This window comes from Priestia sp. 40 (genome assembly GCF_049368575.1).
GTDB classification, from domain to species: domain Bacteria; phylum Bacillota; class Bacilli; order Bacillales; family Bacillaceae_H; genus Priestia; species Priestia zanthoxyli.
Genome location: NZ_JBMPZA010000029.1, coordinates 1 through 21,665 on the forward strand (window position 1 = coordinate 1; position 21,665 = coordinate 21,665).

The 21,665-nt window shown below is 33.6% G+C and carries 14 protein-coding genes and 1 pseudogene; 7 read left to right on the forward strand and 8 right to left on the reverse strand.

What is annotated here, in order from left to right; translation table 11 throughout:
* Together ACO1DI_RS28305 and ACO1DI_RS28310 are read left to right on the forward strand one after the other, a co-directional pair.
* Positions 1-175 (forward strand): His/Gly/Thr/Pro-type tRNA ligase C-terminal domain-containing protein (locus tag ACO1DI_RS28305; RefSeq protein ID WP_423145842.1); only part of this gene is annotated, 175 nt, incomplete at its 5' end.
* Between the two features lie 212 nt (positions 176-387).
* Positions 388-1,377, forward strand: a complete 990-nt coding sequence (locus ACO1DI_RS28310; protein WP_328157498.1) for a ketoacyl-ACP synthase III — start codon at positions 388-390, stop codon at positions 1,375-1,377.
* 198 nt (positions 1,378-1,575) lie between these two features.
* On the opposite strand, the gene coaD is transcribed toward ACO1DI_RS28310, so the two are convergent.
* Positions 1,576-2,061, reverse strand: a complete 486-nt coding sequence (coaD, locus tag ACO1DI_RS28315; protein WP_328157496.1) for a pantetheine-phosphate adenylyltransferase — start codon at positions 2,059-2,061, stop codon at positions 1,576-1,578.
* Positions 2,062-2,270: 209 nt separating this feature from the next.
* The gene (locus tag ACO1DI_RS28320; protein WP_377566020.1) at positions 2,271-2,912 is read right to left on the reverse strand and encodes a TetR/AcrR family transcriptional regulator; all 642 of its coding nucleotides are present in this window, start codon (positions 2,910-2,912) and stop codon (positions 2,271-2,273) included.
* Positions 2,913-3,022: 110 nt separating this feature from the next.
* Here ACO1DI_RS28320 and helD point away from each other — a divergent pair, with 110 nt between their 5' ends.
* Positions 3,023-5,371, forward strand: a complete 2,349-nt coding sequence (gene helD / locus ACO1DI_RS28325) for an RNA polymerase recycling motor HelD (RefSeq protein WP_328157492.1) — start codon at positions 3,023-3,025, stop codon at positions 5,369-5,371.
* An 838-nt stretch (positions 5,372-6,209) separates the two neighbouring features.
* Here helD and ACO1DI_RS28330 read toward each other — a convergent pair.
* Positions 6,210-6,581, reverse strand: coding sequence for a DUF1304 domain-containing protein (locus ACO1DI_RS28330; protein ID WP_154974409.1), 372 nt, complete (start codon positions 6,579-6,581; stop codon positions 6,210-6,212).
* Positions 6,582-7,155: 574 nt separating this feature from the next.
* Here ACO1DI_RS28330 and ACO1DI_RS28335 point away from each other — a divergent pair.
* From ACO1DI_RS28335 to ACO1DI_RS28345, 3 genes are all read left to right on the forward strand, one after another.
* On the forward strand, positions 7,156-7,890 hold the full coding sequence (locus ACO1DI_RS28335) for an alpha/beta fold hydrolase (RefSeq protein ID WP_154974411.1): 735 nt from the start codon (positions 7,156-7,158) through the stop codon (positions 7,888-7,890).
* 243 nt (positions 7,891-8,133) lie between these two features.
* Complete coding sequence (locus ACO1DI_RS28340) at positions 8,134-8,424, forward strand: hypothetical protein (RefSeq protein WP_372460958.1); 291 nt, start codon at positions 8,134-8,136, stop codon at positions 8,422-8,424.
* Positions 8,425-8,584: 160 nt separating this feature from the next.
* Positions 8,585-9,298: a GTP pyrophosphokinase gene (locus ACO1DI_RS28345; protein WP_154974414.1), complete on the forward strand. Its 714-nt coding sequence runs from the start codon at positions 8,585-8,587 to the stop codon at positions 9,296-9,298.
* A 437-nt stretch (positions 9,299-9,735) separates the two neighbouring features.
* Here the strand turns inward: ACO1DI_RS28345 and ACO1DI_RS28350 are convergent, their stop codons facing one another.
* From ACO1DI_RS28350 to ACO1DI_RS28360, 3 genes are all read right to left on the reverse strand, one after another.
* A complete protein-coding gene (locus tag ACO1DI_RS28350) occupies positions 9,736-10,122 on the reverse strand; it encodes a DUF1304 domain-containing protein (RefSeq protein WP_261763724.1) in 387 nt (128 codons plus the stop codon).
* 645 nt (positions 10,123-10,767) lie between these two features.
* Positions 10,768-11,460, reverse strand: coding sequence for a hypothetical protein (locus ACO1DI_RS28355; protein ID WP_154974419.1), 693 nt, complete (start codon positions 11,458-11,460; stop codon positions 10,768-10,770).
* A gap of 176 nt (positions 11,461-11,636) precedes the next feature.
* On the reverse strand, positions 11,637-13,859 hold the full coding sequence (locus ACO1DI_RS28360; RefSeq protein WP_154974420.1) for an MMPL family transporter: 2,223 nt from the start codon (positions 13,857-13,859) through the stop codon (positions 11,637-11,639).
* Between the two features lie 136 nt (positions 13,860-13,995).
* Here ACO1DI_RS28360 and ACO1DI_RS28365 point away from each other — a divergent pair, with 136 nt between their 5' ends.
* Positions 13,996-14,616 (forward strand): TetR/AcrR family transcriptional regulator, encoded by a 621-nt coding sequence (locus ACO1DI_RS28365; RefSeq protein ID WP_154974423.1) that lies wholly within the window; start codon positions 13,996-13,998, stop codon positions 14,614-14,616.
* A gap of 199 nt (positions 14,617-14,815) precedes the next feature.
* Here ACO1DI_RS28365 and ACO1DI_RS28370 read toward each other — a convergent pair.
* A pseudogene (locus ACO1DI_RS28370) lies at positions 14,816-15,220 on the reverse strand (spore germination protein).
* An 811-nt stretch (positions 15,221-16,031) separates the two neighbouring features.
* Positions 16,032-21,659 (reverse strand): DNRLRE domain-containing protein, encoded by a 5,628-nt coding sequence (locus ACO1DI_RS28375; protein WP_423145809.1) that lies wholly within the window; start codon positions 21,657-21,659, stop codon positions 16,032-16,034.
* Between the last annotated feature and the right edge of the window lie 6 nt (positions 21,660-21,665).

The following is a 21,665-nucleotide window of genomic DNA, read 5'->3' on the forward strand; positions in this document are numbered from 1 at the left end:
GATTCGAGAAGCTCAAGTGGCGAAGGTTCCTTATATTTTGGTATTAGGAGATAAGGAAATGGAAAGCAACTCCGTAAACGTACGAAAACACGGTGAAGAAAAGTCTGAAACTTTCAATTTAGATAGTTTTATTGAAAAACTTCAGGATGAAATTGTTGAAAAGAAACTTAGATAATTAAACAAAAAAGGTTCCTTAAAATTTAATAAGGGACCTTTTTGTATTTCTAGTTTACTCTTTCCTAGAATGAATCAACACAGGTGTTTATGTTTTATTATTAGGCTTGTATATACTGATTTTACAATTTTTTCATATAAAGTCATTGACTTTTTTAGCACCTAGTACTAATATCAATTCATATATCTTGATAATAAAGAAGGGTGAATACAATGAAATCAACTGCACGTATTACAGCAATAGGTACATACGTACCAGAAAAAAGACTTACCAATGACGATTTAGAACGAATTGTAGATACGAACGATGAATGGATTGTGAAACGAACTGGCATGAAAGAAAGAAGAATTGCTGATGAAAACGAATATTCTTCTGACCTAGCTATTAAAGCAATCGAAAACTTAGTGGAGCAATATCAGAAAGATTTAAAGGATGTAGGATGTATCATTGTCTCAACTACAACACCGGACTATGCATTTCCCAGCGTAGCAGCCCAAATACAAGATTACTTTGATATTCCTACAACCGGGGCTTTAGACTTTAACGCTACCTGTGCTGGTTTTACATATGGATTACACATGGCAAACGCCTTTATTACATCTGGACTTCATCATAAAGTTTTAGTCGTAACTACAGAAACGTTATCGAAGGTTACAGATTACACAGATCGTACTACATGTGTTCTATTTGGGGATGGGGCTGCAGCTGTTTTGATCGAAAGTGATGCAGAGCGCCCAAGTTTTATTGCTACGCATATTGGTACAAATGGAAAGGGAGGTAAACATGTATACCGCACCAATTTATCTACTACCATGCATGGACAACCTTTGAGTTCGAGTGGCAAGATGGTGCAAAACGGAAGGGAAGTATATAAGTGGGCATCTCGAACAATTCCTTTAGGTATGGCTGAATTGCTAGAACAAGCAAATCTACAAAAGAGTGAAGTAAATTGGTTTGTTCCGCACAGTGCCAATTTACGAATGGTTGAGTCTATATGTGAAAGATCAGAGTTTCCAGTTGAGAAGACATTAACTAGTGTCGAGTACATGGGAAACACTTCTTCCGTTTCCATTCCTCTAGCACTACAAATAGGGATAAACGAAGGGAAATTAAAAGATGGAGACGTTCTCTTACTCTACGGATTCGGAGGAGGCCTTACCCACGCAGGTCATATTATTAAATGGGATTTAGGTAAGGAGTAAATAATTAATGTCTATCATTTCAACAAGAATTTTAAAGCAAATAATTTAAACAAAGATGATCCGCATGACAACACAAAAAGATCCTACATTATTTTGATGTAGGATTTTTTCATTCACTTCTACTTCTATAAATAGAGTATGTTCATAAAAGTATAGAAAAGCACCCTTACTCCAAGATAATATGTGCGTGTGCATTATTTATCTCTGGTAACATGGAACTTTCAATAAAAGTGCTTTTTCAACGTGCTCTGGAATATAACTGCTTAACCTTCCCCCATTAGAATAGATTTCCTTTACCATACTTGAACTAAGAAAAGAATATTTTTCTTCTGAGTGAATAAAGAATGTTTCAGCTTCTTTATATAGATTTTTATTTGTTAGCGCCATCTGGGCTTCATATCCATAATCAGTCACGGTTCTCAAGCCTTTGATAATCGCTTTATAATTGTGTTCTTTCATATAATCTACAAGTAATCCTTCAAATGTATCAACTTTGACTTTTTTATTATCTTTAAATGATTGTTCAATTAGCTGTCTTCTCTCTTCGGTAGAAAATAAATATTGTTTCTTAGAATTCACCAAACCAGCGACTAAAATTTCATCAAAAAATTCACTGGCTCTATTTATAATATCAATATGCCCATTTGTAATTGGATCAAAGCTTCCTGGATATATAGCCTTCATTTAATCACCTCACTTCTTACTATTAACTATTTTGAAAAGCATTTGGTAATCGTTTCATTTTGTTAGCAATAATAATTACTTTAACATCTTGTAATAGATTTGAGTATCTTGTACGTAAAAGTATGACTTTTTGAACATCACTAACAAAGGAAGACTGCCATTTCGAATTCTTTCTATTTTATATCGTTATCTTAAATGTTTTAACAAATTCAATACAACTTTTCGAAATATTGTTTTATTGAAGGAAAGCTTCCTTTTGGAGCACCTAATAGTTTTTCGTAAATCTCGTCAATCGCATCAAGTTTGGCAATGAGTTGTTCGTGAGTCAATGAGAAAAGGCTGGGATCAAGCATGAAATGGAGTCCGACTAGTAAGAACTCCGTAATTTCATCTGGAAAATTCGTGTGAAATACGCCTTCTTCCACTCCTTGCTTCACAACAGATGAAATAATTGGTACATACTCTTTAATCATGCCAACTTTCATTTTCTGATGTAGAAGGACGTTATCTTTGTGATGCAAATGAGTCATTAATCCATCACTGAAATGATTTGATGTTTCCTGTGAAAAAAATTGAATGATGCTTATAAACTTTTCTATTGCCTTTAAATCAGGGTTATTAATAATTTGTTTAAATAACTGGACACTAGAATCAATAGAGTCTTGAATTACTGCGTCTGCAATTTCATCTTTTGACTTGAAATAATGATAAAAAGTACCTTTCGCAACTCCAACTTTTTTAATAATATCGTTAACCGTAGTATTCTCATATCCATTAGATGAAAATAAACCTTTTGCTACGGTAATAATCTCGATTCTTCTTTCTTCTGGTTTTTTGACGATTCTTTTCATGGAATTTCCCCCTTGAGACATATTATTGTCTTTTAAAGATACATCATTGACCGTCGGTCGGTCAATAGTGTATCATTTATTTACTTAACATCTGTAGGGAGCGTGAAAAGATGACAAATGGAAACCAAGAGCGAAAGTATGAAGATGAGCGCATTCGTATTGTTTTAAGAGAAATTGATAAAAAAGTGGTTAAATTGGATTATGATTCTGGTGGATTAAAAAAAGATGTCATTCATTTAAAGAAAACCTTTTGGGATGATGTGAAAATTAATCTAGATAATCCTGAAGATGCTGGTGAAACCTTATCAAGCATTAGACAGCAGGCAGAGATGCTGTCCGAGAGGGAAAGAACGCACCGTCAACTAGATAAGCAGAGGAAGACCTTATCTCGATTAAAAGATTCTCCATATTTCGCCCGAGTTGATTTTCTTGAAAATGGGGAGGAGACAACAAATAACGTATACCTCGGAGTTGCGAGTTTAATGAATGAAAAAGAGGAAAAATTTCTTATTTATGATTGGAGAGCCCCTATTTCCAGTATTTATTATGATTACTCTCCGGGACCAGCCCAATACGAAACAGTAGAAGGGATGATTCAAGGAGAAATGCAGTTAAAGCGTCAGTTTATCACGAAAGACGGCCAAATCAAAACGATGTTTGATACGGGTGTAACCATTGGAGATGAACTATTGAAAGAAATACTTGGCAATAACGCGAGTATCAATATGAAAAGCATTGTTGCTACCATTCAGAAAGAGCAAAATCAGATCATTCGTAACGTGAAAAGTAAGTATTTAGTTGTACAAGGGGTTGCTGGTAGTGGGAAAACCTCTGCAGCTCTTCAAAGAGTTGCGTATTTGTTGTATCGCTACCAAGATGAGATCACAGCCGAGAATATTATGCTTTTTTCACCTAATTCTTTATTCAATCGCTACATTGCTTCTGTCCTCCCTGATTTAGGAGAGGATAATATGCAGCAGCTTACATTCCAAGAATATGTAGAGAAGCGTCTTGGAAAACAATTTGATGTTGAACATCCATTTACGCAAATGGAATATATGCTTACATGTCAGGAACATAAAATGTATTCTGCCAGAAGAAAAGGAATACGGTATAAAGCGAGTAACGATTTTAAATCTTTGATTGACTCCTATGTTGTTGTTCTCTCAAGTGAAGACTACCTTATCTTTAAAAATATTTCTTTCCGGGGAGAAATGTTGATTGGAGCTGAACAAATTAAAAGTTATTTTTATTCACTAGATGCATCTATCTCTCTTCCAAATCGTATGCAGTTAGTAAAGGAATGGCTTCTAAAAGAGTTAGTAAAGAAAGAAAAATTGGAGAGAACCAAAGATTGGGTAATAGAAGAGAGTGATCTGCTAGATCTTGAAGAGTATACAAAAGTTTATAGTGAGCTACTAAAGGAAGGAAGATTTTCTGAAAATACGTTCGACGATTTTGAACAGGAGCAAAAGAAAATAGCTAAAAAGATTGTCAAAAAACACTTTAAACCAATACGAACAGCTGTAAAGAAACTAAAGTTTATTAATGTGGCAGCGCTTTATAGCCAATTGTTTAAGCAGAAAGATAACATCTACCAAAAGCTTAATGATACATTTCCTGAAGGTTGGGAAGAAATTTGTTCATATACGTTAAAAAAGCTACATAGAAAAGAACTGACGTATGAAGATGCAGCTCCTTATTTGTATCTCCAAGATAAACTTGAGGGGAAAAGAATAAACACAAGAATACGTCATTTATTTATTGATGAAGCACAGGATTATTCACCCTTTCAGTTTTTTGTTCTTAAGCAGCTTTTTCCTTATTGCCGAATGACGATTCTAGGTGATTTTAATCAGGCGATTTATGCCCATACCCTAAATGCACCAACCTTACTATCAAACGAATTGTATGTAAAAGAAAATTTTGAAAAAGTGGTGTTAACGAAAAGCTACCGTTCAACTCGTCAAATCGTTGAATTTACAAAGGGAATTATAGAAGAAGGAGAAACTATTGAAGCCTTTAACAGAAATGGTCAGAAGCCTACTTTTACTAAGGTAGAGGACCTGGACACCCTCCAATCTCGAATAACAAAGAAGATTAGGCAATTGCAGTCAGCAAACCATGAAACAATTGCTGTGATATGTAAAACAGGAAAAGAAAGCTGGGAAGCCTATGAACGATTGAGTGAGCAAATAAATATCCAGCTGATGGAACATAATACGAGTTCTTATCGAAAAGGTAACCTAATTTTACCTGCTTATTTGGCAAAGGGAATCGAATTTGATGCTGTGATCATATACGATGCTTCTGATATAAAATATGGAAGAGAATTTGAAAGGAAGCTTTTTTACACTGCATGTACGAGGGCCATGCACGAGCTTCATCTTTTCTCCGTAGGGGAGATGAGTCCGTTTATGGATAAGATTCCTGCAAATTCATATGAGATTACGGAGTAAGTATAACTTCAATGAGGAATTTCTATGCGTATCTCTCAATAAGGAAAAATAGCCTTTCACCACTTTAATTCCTGACAGGATTCGCGGATGCTTTTTTCTGTGGCATTAAATATAAAAGCCGATGATTCCTTAGCGTAGGGAAAATCGGCTTTATTCATATCGGAATTTGCTTAGCGTATGTTTTTCGCGTTTTGTTGGTAGGACCCCAGAAAGAAGTTTAGGAGGTTACTTTTTTAAGGAGGATTGTTCGTAAAAGTATACTTTTACGGATAATATATTCAAATTTATTAATGTTAAAGTAATTATTATCTTTAACAAAATAAAAAGCCACTCAGTATTTGCAAGACAGGTGACTTTTTACTATAAGATACATGTGTAGATATATAATTACATATTTTGGAATATAAATCATATTTTCACTTGTGGGGATATATAAAGCTGCATATTTCAGGAATTGTAGCCTCATCAAAATTTTTGTGAAAGTAGGGTGTCTTCCGGAAAGAAGAGGAATTATGTGGACTAAACGTTTATAAGCTATAAAGTAATAAAACAGAAAAACCTATCGGTTCATCCGGGACCTGTAGGTTTTTCTGTTTAAAACAACAAGGATTTTAAAGTATTGGATAGATGCCTCACGGCGTCTTGTTTAGTTTGCTCGTTATGGTAGATATTATTCAACGTAGGCAATCTAAATTACAATAGAATGAAAAATAATATAGATTATTCATATCAGAAATCATAACAAAATTATAGCTTGCTTATATCTGTTTCCAGTAATATAAAATCAGTTGATTGAATTTTCATAATTAATTATCTTTATGCAGAGTGGACGGACATCCTATATAACAGACAAAAGAGTAATCAGTGCTAAAATAGCTGGAAGTCCTTGTTTTATAATAATTGACTTGTTGGATGTAAAACCACCGTAAATGGCCGCCATCACTACACAAATTACGAAAAACAACTGAATCATATAACCAACTGAATTGGATCCTAGTATGAGCCCCCAAATGAGTCCCGCGGCTAAAAATCCATTATATAATCCTTGATTTGCAAACATAATAGCTACGTTTCGATCTCCTTCCAAGTGCTTAGGTAATTTGAATGCTCGCTTTGCTTCCTGTGAACGTATAAAAAACATTTCAAGAATCATAATGAATAAATGTTCCAATGCTACAGTTCCAACTAAAACTGCTGAAAATATTTCCAAGTTGTAACCGCATTAAAAGTTAAACAATGAGAATCAATGCTTTAGATACTATGTAGCTACTGCGGTAGACTTGCTTGTCCAATCGAAAAATAACGAAGAACCCCTACTGTAGTAGGTAAGGGTTAGCTGATTATGTAAGAAGTAAGGGGTTTTTATATGCTGATGACTGTCCTAGTCACGAATATTTAATACAGAAAGGACGACCAGTTAAAATTGTTCCAGAGCATGTGTGGGAGTGGATCTGAGGTTCAGAAACAAATTAAAGAGTATATGTCTTATACCTTAAGACATATTAAAATATAACTTTATAGAGCAAAAAAGCAATCATGTTTTCAGTACTTTTTCCGCGCTATGTTTATATTTAAGACCATAGCTTGAGTTAACATTTACACCTTATATTACCATAATTAAACTAGTTGATTAATTAACCTTACAGTATATATAATTAATTATAGAGTTGTAATCTTTATAAAATTTAACTGGTTTTATACTCAACTAAGTCTTTAGGTAGTAAAACATCAGTAATAAACACAATTAGTCAAAAAGAATCTACAGCAAGAAAGGGCGAATATCTATGAAAAGAAAAATCACTTATCTTTCCATTGGTTTAGTTGTAATAATCATGATAGGTTTTCTTGGTTTCTTTACTTGGTCACAACAAACGTATGAACCATCTCAAAAACTTTATACACTCGTGAATAAAAAGGACATTAAGTATGAAAAAGATTGGATTATTTTTAACTCAAAAAAGAATAATCGAGTGGGAATTGTTTTGTATCCTGGAGCAAAAGTAGAACCGGAAGCGTATAGCTATTACGGTAAACAATTAGCAAAACAAGGTTATTTAGTGGCTATACCCGATGTGAACTTTAACTTTGCATTATTTGACTCTAACAAAGCACAGGAGATAATAGATACCCACTCCTCTATCCATAAATGGGTCGTAGGTGGTCATTCCTTAGGGGGAGTTACTGCATCTAAGTTTGCTTATAATCACTCTAAAGAAGTTGATGGTGTATTCTTGTTAGGTTCTTATCCAGATGAAGGAACTGATTTCTCAAATAAGAAGCTTCCTATGCTTTCGATTTATGGTGAGAAAGATGGTTTATCAACCGTAGAAAAAATTGAAGATACAAAGCATTTATTGTCCCAAAAAACAACCATGCATGAAATAAAAGGTGGTAACCATGGTCAATTTGGCATTTATGGAGCACAGAAGGGTGACTCTAAATCGTCTATATCTGTAAAGAAACAACAGGATGAAATGGTTACTGTTACTTCAACATGGATAGAAGAAAATATTAACTAATTAATGGTTTGTTATAAGAGAATTTTGTTGAAGGGTGATTTTTATGAGTTCAATAGATCTTTTAATCAAAGCTTTAAGGGCAAAAAACATTCCAGTTCAAAAGATAAAAGTAAAAAATAGTACGCGCAATGAGTGGAAAAGTTACCAACTGCTAAATGAAAAGAATCAATTGTTAAATGTGACATTGAAATGAATTATGATAATTAACTCTTAGTGTTTGCTGAGATAATTAAGAAGAAAAAAATGATTGATACGATACTCTATTTTCTGTTTAGTTATTCAGCAACTGATTTCCTTTATCAAGACGAGTTAGAGCAGTATCAAGAAGAGGGCATACTTACAAATCTAAATACAGCATTCTCTCGTGATACAGAACAAAAGGTATATGTACAACATAAAATGTTTGAAAATAGCAAGGAATTGTATCAATGGTTACAAAACGGAGCTTATCTTTATGTTTGTGGAGATAAAGAACATATGGCAAAAAACGTTCACGAAGCATTGATTTTCATTATTGAAAAGAAGGAATCATGAGTCATGATGAAGCTGAAGAGCAGCTAGCAGCCATAAAAAAAGAAAAACGTTATCAACGTGATGTATATTAATTAATAGTGGTTAGTTAAAAAAATAGCTCCATTTCACAATAAATATGTGTGATAGAGTTGTTCTTTTTCATAAAGGAGTAGGAACTAGAATGGACGATATTAATTTAACTGATTTAAAATCATTCCGTAAAAATTTAAGTCGCTTTATGTTGTCATATAAATTTGCTACTAAAGAGATTGAAACAAAAATAAATATTCTGAAGGATGAATTTAAATTTATTCATGAATATAATCCCATAGAACATGTTTCAACACGTGTAAAATCACCTCAAAGTATTTTAAATAAAGTTTCGAAAAAAGGAATCTCCCCTTCTTTAAAGGAAATGAAAGAAAATATTCGAGATATTGCGGGTGTAAGAATTACGTGTTCTTTTATAGAGGATATTTATAAGGTATGTGATTTAATACAGTCACAAAATGATATTAGCGTTATTGAGATAAAGGACTACATTAAAAATCCAAAACCAAATGGATATCAAAGTTTACACCTTATTGTTCAGGTCCCTATTTTTATGTCGGACCGAATTGAAAATGTATACGTGGAAATTCAACTTCGAACCATAGCTATGGATTTTTGGGCAAGTCTAGAACATAAAATTTACTATAAATACAACAAGAAAATCCCAAAATATATTGGAAATGGACTGAAGGAAGCTGCTTTACAAGCCGGATTATTAGATCGCAAAATGGAAAAGCTTAATCAGGAAATCAATATATTAAAAAAACAGGACACTAAAGATGATGATTATTTAACCTCAGACCAGATAAAAAAATTCCTTCAATATCTTTCAGAAACAGAATAAGGTGAATAATAACACACAGAAAACCCCTTACATTTAAGGGGCTTCTCGTTGTTAAATATTAAGAGTGTAATTGCTTGTTACTTACATATCATTTTTAAGAAATCGCTGTACCCGTAATAACTCAATAAAAAATCTATAATTATTTAATGTTAATATATTTTCAATAATATAATCTTTAATGAAAATATGAGAGCGTAAAATATCTTGTGTAAATGAATAAACTCACTTACAAAAAAATAAAGTTTTATTATTTACTCTATATGACGACAAATATGAACTTTGTCCACATTTATTATCCTTTCAAAAGGAGATTCCATAGCAGCACCTCTTTTTTTAATAACGTTAGTATACCCTTTTTTACAAAAACCTCATGCACTCCTTTCAACAATACATGTTAGGTTTCGGAGGAAAAGAAAGAGTGGAAGTTCCTTTAGTAGTTAAATGAGAAACAAAAGAGTAATCAGTGCTAACATAGCCGGAAGTCCCTGTTTTATAATAATGGACTTGTTAGATGTAAAACCACCGTAAATGGCTGCTACCACTACACAAATTATGAAAAACAACTGTATCATATAACCAACTGAATTAAATCCGATTATGAGCCCCCAAACGAGTCTTACGGCTAAAAATCCATTATATAACCCCTGATTTGCAAACATAATAGACACATTCCGATCTCCTTCCAAGTGCTTAGGTAACCGAAATGCTCGTTTTGCTACCTTCGAATGAATAAAAAACATTTCAAGAATCATAATGAATAAATGTTCTAATGCTACAATTCCAACTAAAATAGCTGAAAGTATCTCCCTGTGCCATTCTCCTATTCTGTTTCCTTATCTTCAGTATCTATAACAACTCATGAATGAACTTCATGTATTTTTCTTAAGTAAAATCAATAACTTCTAAAATGGCTTATTTAGGTGCGTTTATTCTTTAAGTTTATAGAATAGCTACCTTTCAATTGTCCCTTTTATTTTATAATTAAATGTTTACAAGTCAATACTGTTATCAGTAAACCTTTTCATCAATAGAAAACCCTGCTGTTTACTTCCAGCAGGGTTTTCTATTTGGTAACATAAAGAAGAAACGTTTATAAACGATATTTATTGGAAACATCGTAAGTAGTTTGTTCAAACGCTTCGTAAATTATACAAAACAATGTTTTGCTGTGTTTTTCTTCAATTATGGCTTTTTCACACAGAAAAGTTGGTATTATAAATATAAAAGTATTTTTAAATTTATATAGATCAATATAGAAAAAATTTTAAATCATCTTTTTACATAGATACAATTCGTTATATGAACCTTTAAGACCTTTTTGTCCTAGGTTTAAGTTAGATTGAGTTATAAATACAGTTTCTCTGTTCTTTTTAAACTAATCATTAGTATGATTTTTTCTAATATACAGAAGGGTATACGTACTCAACGAGAGGCATCTAAAATATATAACAAATATAAAATCTATGTCTCTATAAAATAATTTGTTTATCTATATGTTCTTGTTCTCTTTTATACGTCTTTAAAAAGAAACGCTGAGTTAAGAATAAAGAAAACACAAAGACAAGTTCAAACATGTTTGTTATAGCTGTACTTGGAAGGTTAATAGGTACAGCGCTCCCTAAAATCATAATGGCTACCCCAATCATCATTATACTCCAACGTTTTTTACGAAACAGCGATACTCCGACGCAAAATAAAATCAATGCTACAATAATAACCATAAGAGGTGGACCTGCCGATCCTACAAGAGTGTATCGAACAATACCATATTGACGTAAGACTTCAGTATTCTGACTAACTGTATCCATCACTTCATATCCAATAAGAGCTAGTGTACTCATTACAAATAAGTACTTGGTGATAGCTGTTTTAGCCCAACCTATATTAGAAAGTTTTGCGAGTTCATAAGCAAACAGAATCAGAGTAGGGGTGAATAATGCATGGAACCAAAAGCGAAACATGCTAAGAAAAAGAAGTACATCCCCTTCCCCTATAAATGATCCAATAGAAATTATAGTGTTATCATAGATTAGCCCAAATATTACAAGAGGTAAAAACAACATATAAAACGATACTACTCTTTTTCTAATAAGTTTTACGCTTAACAGAAGCAAAGTTAGATAGCAAATAGTAAGTATAAAATACAGGATTGTATCAATCATTTTTTCCTCCTTAACTACTTAGAACAGCTTAAAAACTAATTTTTATTATCTGTTTCAATACTATTTTAAAGAATAGACTAAGTTAGAGATTATAGGCATTTTTCCTAAATTTTTAAATATAGGTTATAAAAGATGTGCTAAAATGAAAATTTTCATTTTAGCACATCTTTTATTTATTAATTATCTTTTTCTTGGACCATTTTTACTTTACTTGGCCAAAAAGCGTATTTTCCAAATACGGTAGTAACGGCAGGAACAAGGAATGGTCGCACAATAAAGGTATCTAATAGAACGCCTAAAGCTGTTATAATGCCGAACTGAACCAGAACTTGAATAGGAAGTGTTGCTAAAACTGCGAAAGTAGCTGCTAAAATAATTCCAGCTGAAGTAATCACACCACTTGTTTCACTTACCCCTTCTTTAATCGCTTGCTTTAACGGCATGTGCTTCTTTTTTTGCCAAATGCTCGAGATCATAAAGATATTATAATCTTCGCCAAGAGCTACTAAGAATACAAACGCGTATAAAGGAATTGCTCCCTGTATGGCATCTGCCCCCATAATATTGTGGATGATGAGCCAGCCTAAGCCTAAAGCTGCACTGTAAGAGAGGATAACGGTTCCCACTAAATAAAGCATAGCTACAATAGAACGCAAGTAAGCCACTAGCAGCAGCGATATAAAAATAATAATTAACGGGACAATAATACTGTTGTCTTTATCACTAACAGTCATCGTGTCATATTGCGTCGCTGTTTGGCCACTAATCCATACTTTTGATTTAACCGAAGAAATACCTGATTGTGATAATGCTTTTTCAGCTGCATCTCTCAATTCCGGAATAGCTTCCATTGCTTTATTACTATATGGATTCACATTAAACGTTACATCGTATACTTTTAAGTTTTTATTTTCCTTACCACTTTGTGGGGCAGAAACAATACTAACAAGATTATGTTTCTTTAATTCCTGTTCTACCTCTACTGATTTCCCTTGGGTATCAACCACGACTTGTGCTGGTGCTAGTTCACCAGGAGAGTAGGCATCAGATATAACTTGAAACCCTTCACGAGAAGGCATATCTTCAGGGAAAGAAGACAATACATCGTAGGTATACTTGATTTGCGTAGAGTAAACCGACAAAGCTCCAAAAAAGACTAGACAAGCTACAATGATTGTCCACGGTTTAGTCGTGACAATAGTACCTACCCAATTTCCAAAACGACTTGTCTTTTTTCGTGTACGTATCGGCTTTCCTTTCTTTTTCGCCAATTCTTCTTCCATTTCAGGAGTCCGAGGAATAAAAGGATAAAAAGAACCTCTTCCCATAACCGAAAGCAGTGCTGGAATAAGAGTCAAGCTTGCTAATCCCATAACTAGAATAGATAAGCTAAACGGGATGGCAAAACGGTGGTAAGCACCGTATTTTGCTACGATTAAAGCTAAAAGAGAGATGACAACGGTAAATCCACTCATCGCTATAGCACCTGAAGCACCTTTAAAGGCGTTGATAAGTGCTTGTCTCTTATCTTTTACTTTACGAAGCTCATCGCGATAATGGGAAATTAAAAATAAACAATAGTCTGTTCCTGCTCCAAATAGCAAGACCGTCATAATGGATATGGATTGCGAGTCAACCGTAATCCATTCTTTATCTGCCAAAATACCGAGAATCGGACTCAGCACCCCATAGGCAAAACCCACACCGATTAAAGGAATAATCGCTAAAATTGGGGAACGATAAATGACAAGAAGTAAAATTAAGACTAATAAAACTGTCGCGATTAGTAAGGAAACGTCTGCTCCTTCAAATAAGCTGGTTGCATCTACTTGAATTCCTACAGGTCCGGTAACGCGCGTGCTTAGCTTATCTTTTGCATCGGTATCTGTCGCAAAAGAATCGTATGAAACCTGTTCTTTTACTTGTTTTTTAATCGTGTCTAGATTTTTTTCTAGTACATCCGTTTCAACGTTTTCTTTAAAGAAAATGGGCTGTACAAGCGTTGTACCGTCCTTCGAAATCATTTTTTGTAAAGCTGCTAACGGTAATTTATGCAAAGGCGGTGTAGACGTTTGTGCTTCTAATGGTTTTTTTTCTAAAGCTGCCGCCATTTGCTGAATAGATTTTAGATCATCGTTTTTCAAACCTGATTCTTTGTGCCATGTAAGTAAGGCAGGAACCCCTGATGAGTTAGGGAATTCTTTCTTTATGAGATTTTCAGCTTCTACGGAAGGTGAATTCTCACTTAAGTTGGGTGCATTGTTCACTTCCGTTTTATTCACGGCAGGCCAAGCAATTGTTAGAACTGCAGTGGCCAGAATCCATACGGCAATAACAACCCAACGACTCACTTTTCCAGTCATCAATCGACTGAATGTTGCTAAAGGTGATTCTTTCATTAATTCTCCCTCATTTCCAAATCTGTTTGTTTCTATTACAATATATATAGAACCTTCAATAATTATATATACCAGAAGGTTAATTAATCAACTAGTTTAAATGTGGCAATTTCTTGAACTAGAAGGAGGCCCTCTTATGAATACGGATAAGACACCAAAAAAAAAGCCTGGCAGACCCAAAATAACAACTGAAAATAATATAACAAGAGAGCAAATTTTAAAGACTGCTGCCCATTTATTTATGGCATATGGATACGAAAAAGTTTCAATGGAGCAAGTGGCTGAGTCTAGCGATGTGACTAAGGCTAGTGTTTACTACTACTTTAAAAATAAGGCCACTTTATTTACCGTTTCGGTATCAAGCATGTTCCAACGTATTACCAAACAGACAGAGAAATTATTACAAAATTCCAAAGGGCTGAAACATAGATTATACGAGGTAACATTGGATCATTTAAAGAGACCGCATATTGATTTTGAAACATTATTGCAAGAAGCCACTTTTTCGCTTACAGAAGATCATATTCATGAAATTCGTGAAGCAGAGAAAGCCATACATCAGGCATTGGAGAATGTATTTAAACAAGCTGCAAACAACGGTGAAATTATCGTAACAAGCCCTCGCTTACTTGCGCATACATTTTCTATGGTCACAATGATTCGGAATAAAAAAGAATTAATAACTGAATTAGGAGGACCTGAAAAAACGGCTCAGGCTCTAGTAGATCTTTTTTGGGTTGGGATTGGCCCAAAATAAATCTATCATTATAAAAAACCAGCAGTTTTTTTGCAAACTGCTGGTTTTCAAATTTCTCTAAACACTTCTTTTGGACTTCGAATAGCATGAAGATGTTCACAGGTTGATACTAATCCTATGTATTTGCTCCATAATCATGCGAATGAAAGGTCTCTCTTTGGCCCATCAAGCTAACCATTAGTGTGGTTGGAATACGTCCTTAATGATGGGTAATTAAAGATAAATGGATAGCAGACACATACACATAAAGAAAAAAAGAACCAAATCGTAGGGTTCTTAAAAAGGAAGTAATATAATAATCTTCGGGCGACTGGAAGAATTGAGCAAAAATAGCTGGCGCCATTAATACAAAGGATGTTCCTTATACAATAATAGCAATTCGTCCCTCTAATAAATTTTCCACAACAGCATCAGGTTGTTCTGTATTTAATAAAAGGGGAAAAATAGTCGTCGTATCATCTTTGATAAATTCCTCAATATAGCTTAATTCCAAAATCCCATATACTTTCATCCCTTTAAAACGTTCTTTGACTTCCTCTACAATACCTCTATCTGCATTTCCTATAGGGTTTAGAGTGGCTGCCAATAGAATATATTGGTGCAAGGTAAGTTATATGATCTTTGAAAAATTTTGGAATTTCGAAAAAGACTTTCTCTAAGTGACAAGCAAGTTAAAAGAAGAGAACTCCGTTGAAAAAGCTATTACAATTTGGAAGTAGTGAATGAGAATTAAAAGTTAATCAATTGATGAAAAGTGCTAGTTTAATTTTTTATTTTGATGTATTGAAAAATCTCCATAAATAAAGAGAAATCTTTAAACTTATCTCTTTAACATCTTGAAACAAATTCAATGTCCGTAAAAGTATACCTTTACGAACTTTTATTTCATATAAGAAATCTATCATTTTCACCGTCCGTTTAACTCAAATAACAAATTACGGACGTTCTCTAATACACATGCTCTTTTACGAACGTTTGTAGGAGTATAAGAGAAAAAAAGAATAAAATAATAAAAATACATCTAAAATACTTTTTACATTATAGTTAAACATTGAGAAGTTATCTATATAAAAATAATTTATAAAAAAGACCTGTTTCTAGAAACAGGTCTTTTTTATCGATTTAACTATTCATCATATATCGAAACAAGACTTTATTTATAAGGCTTTTTTTGATATAACTCATGAAGCATTAAAAATAAGTACGTTGCACCATATAAGAATAAAATAACCCATCCAGTATAAGCATCATTTACAAAATTAAAGATACTAGATTTTACAAAAAGGAAATGGATTAATACTGGAAACAAAATAAGTAGCCAAATATATTTTTTTTCCAGTAAAACTTTAATTAGAAAGTATATTAAATAAATTGTCCCGCATATAAAATAAATCAATGTATTCACCTTCTAGCATTTACTTTCTCCGATTCTTATTTTTAGCATATTTGTTCCATCCTCTGATAAACCCTTTACTATAAACATAAATATCTGGTACTGCTCCTATAGGCCCCAGTGCTGATTTCAAAGCAGTTTTTCCAGCTAATTTAAGCGCAGCTTTTTTACTTGCTTTTGATGCTCTTCCTCTTATCATTTTTATGTTAGCATTTTTTCTAGCTTTGAAACCATCGACAATGGCAGGGACACCCTTCCAATAAAGTCCCAATTTACTATCACCTGAATAAGACTTTTTAAGGTTTTTCATGCCAGCTTTATGAGCATACCTCCATTGCTTACTGTTGAATGCTAAAGGAGTAGTTCCATGAATACCGCGAGGGTAGTTACCGTCAGGATCTTTCTTCATAACAGGATTGTTATCTGCATAAGCATATCCATTTTGTGTAACAGGGTTTTCTTTGTCTCCTAGCACAGGATCCAACGTCAGAAACCTTCCGTTTTCAGGGCTGTAATAGCGTTGTTGTAAATAGTATAGCTTAGTTTCAGTATCATAACGATATCCTGCATATCTAAATGGTACCTGTGAAGCAAATGCACCTGTTTCCTTTATAATGTTTCCCCAAGAATCGTAATCAAAAGAAGCCGCAACATTACCTTGTTCATCAGTAACTTTTGTAACGTCCCCATGAGCATTAGTATGGATTGTATAAGTTTTCCCATCTTTGTTCATAGTTAATGGGCTATCATCGCTGTTATAAACATATGATACTAATACCTTACCAGTCTGATCTGTTTCTAATGTAACATTATTATTCTCATCATATGTGTAATACACAGTTGTTGAACCAATCATTTTGCTAACACGTAGTCCATCTGAGTTATATTGGTACTTCGAAATTGAATTGGTTCCTTCTTTAACTTCAATAAGACGATCTTCTGCATCATATAAATATGATCTTTTACCATCGTTTGTTAAATTTCCGTTTTTGTCATTCGTAAGGTTTGTTCCATTAACTTTTATAAGCTGGTTTGCTGCATTGTAAGAATACGTATCCGTATTAACTGTCGAACCTTTCGTAACTTTTTTCGTAAGACGATTACCCACAGCATCATAAGTATATTCATAGGTATCGCCATTTGGTAGAATCTCTTTGATTAACTGACCACTTTTGTCATAAGTAAATTTAGCTGTTCCATTAGTTGTTTTTTCTGTTAGACGATTTCCTTTAGCATCATACGTATAATCAAATGACTCAATAGAATTACCACTTGCATTCGTTGTTAATAGATGCGAAAGTTGGCCGGCTCCGTCATAATCTTGAATCGTAAACGTTCCATTTTTGTTTTTCTGACTTGCTAACTGATCATCTTCTGTGAATGTAAATGATGTATCTGTATTACCACTCGAAATACGTGTAACTTGATCGTTTTTGTCTACTGTACGATTAACCGTATTGGTAGTTGACCCTGATGAAAAAATGCCAGTAATAAGGTTCCCATTCTTATCATAGGTGTACGTATTTCGTCTACCATTTGAATCTGTTTTTTCTTTTAACTTATTATCTGCATCGTATACATAGTTAGTTGTTATACCAGTTAAAACATCTTTTTCACTTGTAATGTTTCCATTTGCATCATAGGTATATTCATAACGCTTTATCCCGTTGTATAGGGTAGCTGTTTTACGATTTACATTATTGTACGTACTTTCAACCACACTTCCGTTTGGAGATGTTGTCTTAAGAAAGTTACCTAAAAGATCATAATCATACGTAATGCTTGCTCCCAGAGCATCCTTTAATGACGTGACATTGTTTCGCTCATCATAGGTAGAAACGATTTTGTTTCCATTTGCATTAATAGTGGCTGTATGATTTCCAGCCTTATCGTATTCATAGGTAGTTGTTTTTCCATTCTCGTCTGTAACTTCTGTAAGTTTATCATTTGCATCATATTTATATGCGCGAGTATCATTTGCAATTGTTTCTCCTGTTACGTTACCAACCTCATCATAAGATTTCCAAATTGTATTTCCATTAGCATCAGTTTGGTTTATAACATTATTACCGCCTACATCATAACTATATTTTGTACGAATAGAACCAAGCTGAGCTTTTGCAGCGTCAAACCATGCTGTACCGGTTTGATCCTTATACTGATAGTAGACCGTTAAAGATTTAAAATCCTTTGTAGTAGCAAAACGTAAAGAATTATGTTGCCAATCATGTGATTTACTCTTATCAAAATCTCCATTTATCCACTGAGTTGTACCATCTGTGTGATTAATGGCTACATCCATTTGATATACACCTGCAGATTTAGTTGGTGAGTCAGCTTTTGAGTAGCCAGACACTGTAACTTCTTGTCCTGATTTACCACTCACATTTAGTTCCTGGCGAACAAATTTATCTACGCCACGCTTACCTGTTAATTTAATAGATTGCTTGCCTGAATAAGCTGTTGTCTTATCAATACCATCAGCTGATGTTAAAGTACCTGGAAAATACCAGTTATCGGGTACTCCATCATTATTTGAGTCAATTTCAAAGTTGCCATTATCAATTAAATTAAAGGCGCCATAATATTCTTCTTCTATCTGAAGTCCATCGAAATAGAAATCTCCAGATCCTTGATTCACATATGCTTTCAGCGTCATACGTGTTGTAGTAGATGGTAGATCTCCTGGGTTAATAATAAAATGGATGCGTTCAACGTTACTTGTTCCCGAAAGTACTGGACTACTTACAGTACCGGTCATCTTACCAGTAGAATCTCCACCAGTAATTGTTAACTTTGCGTTAGACTTTGCATTCGTTGTTTTCATATAACCACTTACAACATATTTTTTCTGAGGATTATATGAAATAGCATCACTTTCTACAGCTACAGCTGTTGATGGATTTGAAATTTTCAACTGCTTAGATCCTAATTTAGCATTTTGAACAGATGCTCCATTACTATCATAAGTAAAAGTGCCTGAACCTATTTTCTTCCACCCATCAGGCCAATTATCATTATTCGAATCCTGTTCAAAACTGCCGTTAAAGAGAAGATTGTCTCCAATACTTACTGAAGTTGTATCTTCTATGAGATTTCCCTTGCTGTCATATTTAGCAGCTGATGATTTAGTTGCTGCATCAGTAGAAGCAGTGTTATTATCTTGGTCATCATATTGTTCTGATGATACATTACCTTTTGCATCTTGATATTGTGTTTCATTGTTATCTTCATCGTATGAAAATTTCTCTTGTTCGTTTAAGGGATTCGAGAAGGTTAATACATTTCCCTTACTATCATACGTATAGTCCGTAGTTGCATTGCTACCATTTTTATTTGCATTTTCATCTTTTTCTTGAATTAAATTATTTTGGTTATCATAATTATAAGTCTTTGTATAATTAAGTCCACCTACATCTTCAACGGACTTAATTACATTTCCATATGCATTATGAATATAGTCTGTTTTAACACCTCTTGAATCAGTTACTGTAGTCACACTAGTAGTCGTGCTATAGGAAAGTGTAAAATAATCATTTTTCACGGCTCCTTGAACAGTTACAGGCATCTCTTGCTTTACAAGTCGATTGTCAGTGTCATAAGTCATTGACATCTTTTTGCCTCTTTCATCTGTATAAGAGGTCATTTGATGACTACTGCTATACCCATATGAAATGGTGAATACGTTACTACCTAATTTGTCGACCTTAGAAAATCCTGTTAAATTACCATTAGTGTCGTAGGCATATTTATATTTTCTGTTTGATGGATCTGAAATAGAACTTACTTTTCCATTTGTCCCATAATCAATGTCTAACTCTCTACCAGAAGAATCTACAACTGTGATTAATCGCCCACCACTATATGTGTAAGTAGTCTTATTGTTATTTGAATCTGTTTCAGCTATTATATTCCCCTTTGAATCAAAGGTAATATATGATTGATCTTTGTCTGTAAGCTTAAATGTGCCATCAAAATTTTTTTCTAATTGTAGATAAACACCTCCTGGTGAATCATATCCTCCAGAAGAATTCTTAGCAAAGTAATGTTCTGTACCATCTTCATCACGATATAAAATTAAGTCATCTGTATTAAATGTCAGGCTTTGATCTAAATTAGAACTCCAACCATAACCAAACATTCCAGATGCAGTTGATCGGCTATTATACGTTCTATTTACAGTTAGAGGTAAGCCTCGCCCTTCAATATTAATATCTGTTTCTTGATTGAAGAAGTTACCATTATACGTATTTACATTTGATTCAGCTGTCGTCCAATAGCTCTCTACTCCAATTGGATCAATTGTATAAGCAACTGTTAACTTTGGTTTTTTAGATGTATCCGTCGAATAATCGCTTGAACGGAACATTTTACGATCGGCTGTTTCATCTGTATTTTTTAGCATAATACCGTAGTTGGCTTTCTTACCACTATACCAATCCTTTACGAGATTAGTAGTATAAAAAGTATAATCTCCGTCGGTAGAAACGTTTTGATTAGATATGACAGCATCAGTAGTTGGTTGGTTACTCCAGTTGACACTATTAGAGTTCCAAGACTTCGTAATTGGATACACACTAACATTTGCTTGTTTCTCAAAACCACTTGTATTTGAGTGTGAACTTACTGTTACTTTGGCTGATGTTATTTTAGCCCCACTTAACAAGTTTTTTAAGTTAAATTTAACTAATGAACGTGTTGTCCCATAATAAACTTGTTTACCTGTAATTAAAGAAGGATCTGTATAATAATTGCTATTAGGGTACGTAGATGAAATAAATGTATCAGCTGTATTTCCATCTTGTACATCAACAGTTGGATCAATAACAACAGGATATTTACGCTCTGAAGAATTCAGCCACTTTTTATCTGCTGTTACATCTACATAAGTTTTACCCTTTTCTTCACGAAGTTCCATTGACACATCATGAGAAATAACCTCTGCAGAATCATACATGAAAGGCTTTGAGAGGGTATAAAACGTTTTGCCTTTTTTATCTTCGAAAGTAATATTTCCATCTTTATCTTTTTTAGCTACTAGATTCTTTAGTCTAAATTCATACGTGAATTTGTTTTTCTCTGTATTCTTATTAAGAATCAGCTCTTCTTTGACAGCATTATTATCTACTTGGAAATTTAAATCTGTATCTTGAAAAACTCCAGGATAAGTCATACTGTTGTCTTTTGCTATCCCTTGAACCTTGTTAGCACCAACCATCCCAAATGACAGTTGCTGATCCTTTAACTTGATTCTAAGCGTTCGATTATCTTTACTCTTTTTTGAGAATTTTACTTTAAATCGATTTGATTTGTTTTCTAAAGAAAGGTCTTGGTCATCGGATTCTGATTTTCCATTAACAATTGTATTATTAATGTCTTCCCATTCGTTTCCTTGTTTATAATGAATTGGCTCCGTATACTCTTCATATATATATTGGTTCTTTTCATTATCTAGATAAGTCTTTGAGTTTTCAGTCCTTAATTGAGGTAGTTCCTCTAATTCTTGTGTATTTTTAATTGGTTCTTCATTTTCTTTTTTTGTCTCTGCGTGTACATTTAAGATAGGAAGAACGGTAATAAACAAAGTGAAAACTATCGACCAAACTATTGATTTAAATAGCTTTCCTTTTATACTACTTCTGATAAGCAATCCTAA

Excerpts from the sequence above, each read along its gene's own strand:
- ACO1DI_RS28345 (WP_154974414.1), top strand. The coding sequence starts at position 8,585 with ATGGACGATATTAATTTAACTGATTTAAAATCATTCCGTAAAAATTTA.
- helD (WP_328157492.1), top strand. The coding sequence starts at position 3,023 with ATGACAAATGGAAACCAAGAGCGAAAGTATGAAGATGAGCGCATTCGT.
- ACO1DI_RS28320 (WP_377566020.1), bottom strand. The coding sequence starts at position 2,912 with ATGAAAAGAATCGTCAAAAAACCAGAAGAAAGAAGAATCGAGATTATT.
- ACO1DI_RS28340 (WP_372460958.1), top strand. The coding sequence starts at position 8,134 with ATGATTGATACGATACTCTATTTTCTGTTTAGTTATTCAGCAACTGAT.
- ACO1DI_RS28335 (WP_154974411.1), top strand. The coding sequence starts at position 7,156 with ATGAAAAGAAAAATCACTTATCTTTCCATTGGTTTAGTTGTAATAATC.
- ACO1DI_RS28360 (WP_154974420.1), bottom strand. The coding sequence starts at position 13,859 with ATGAAAGAATCACCTTTAGCAACATTCAGTCGATTGATGACTGGAAAA.
- ACO1DI_RS28310 (WP_328157498.1), top strand. The coding sequence starts at position 388 with ATGAAATCAACTGCACGTATTACAGCAATAGGTACATACGTACCAGAA.
- ACO1DI_RS28365 (WP_154974423.1), top strand. The coding sequence starts at position 13,996 with ATGAATACGGATAAGACACCAAAAAAAAAGCCTGGCAGACCCAAAATA.
- ACO1DI_RS28355 (WP_154974419.1), bottom strand. The coding sequence starts at position 11,460 with ATGATTGATACAATCCTGTATTTTATACTTACTATTTGCTATCTAACT.
- coaD (WP_328157496.1), bottom strand. The coding sequence starts at position 2,061 with ATGAAGGCTATATATCCAGGAAGCTTTGATCCAATTACAAATGGGCAT.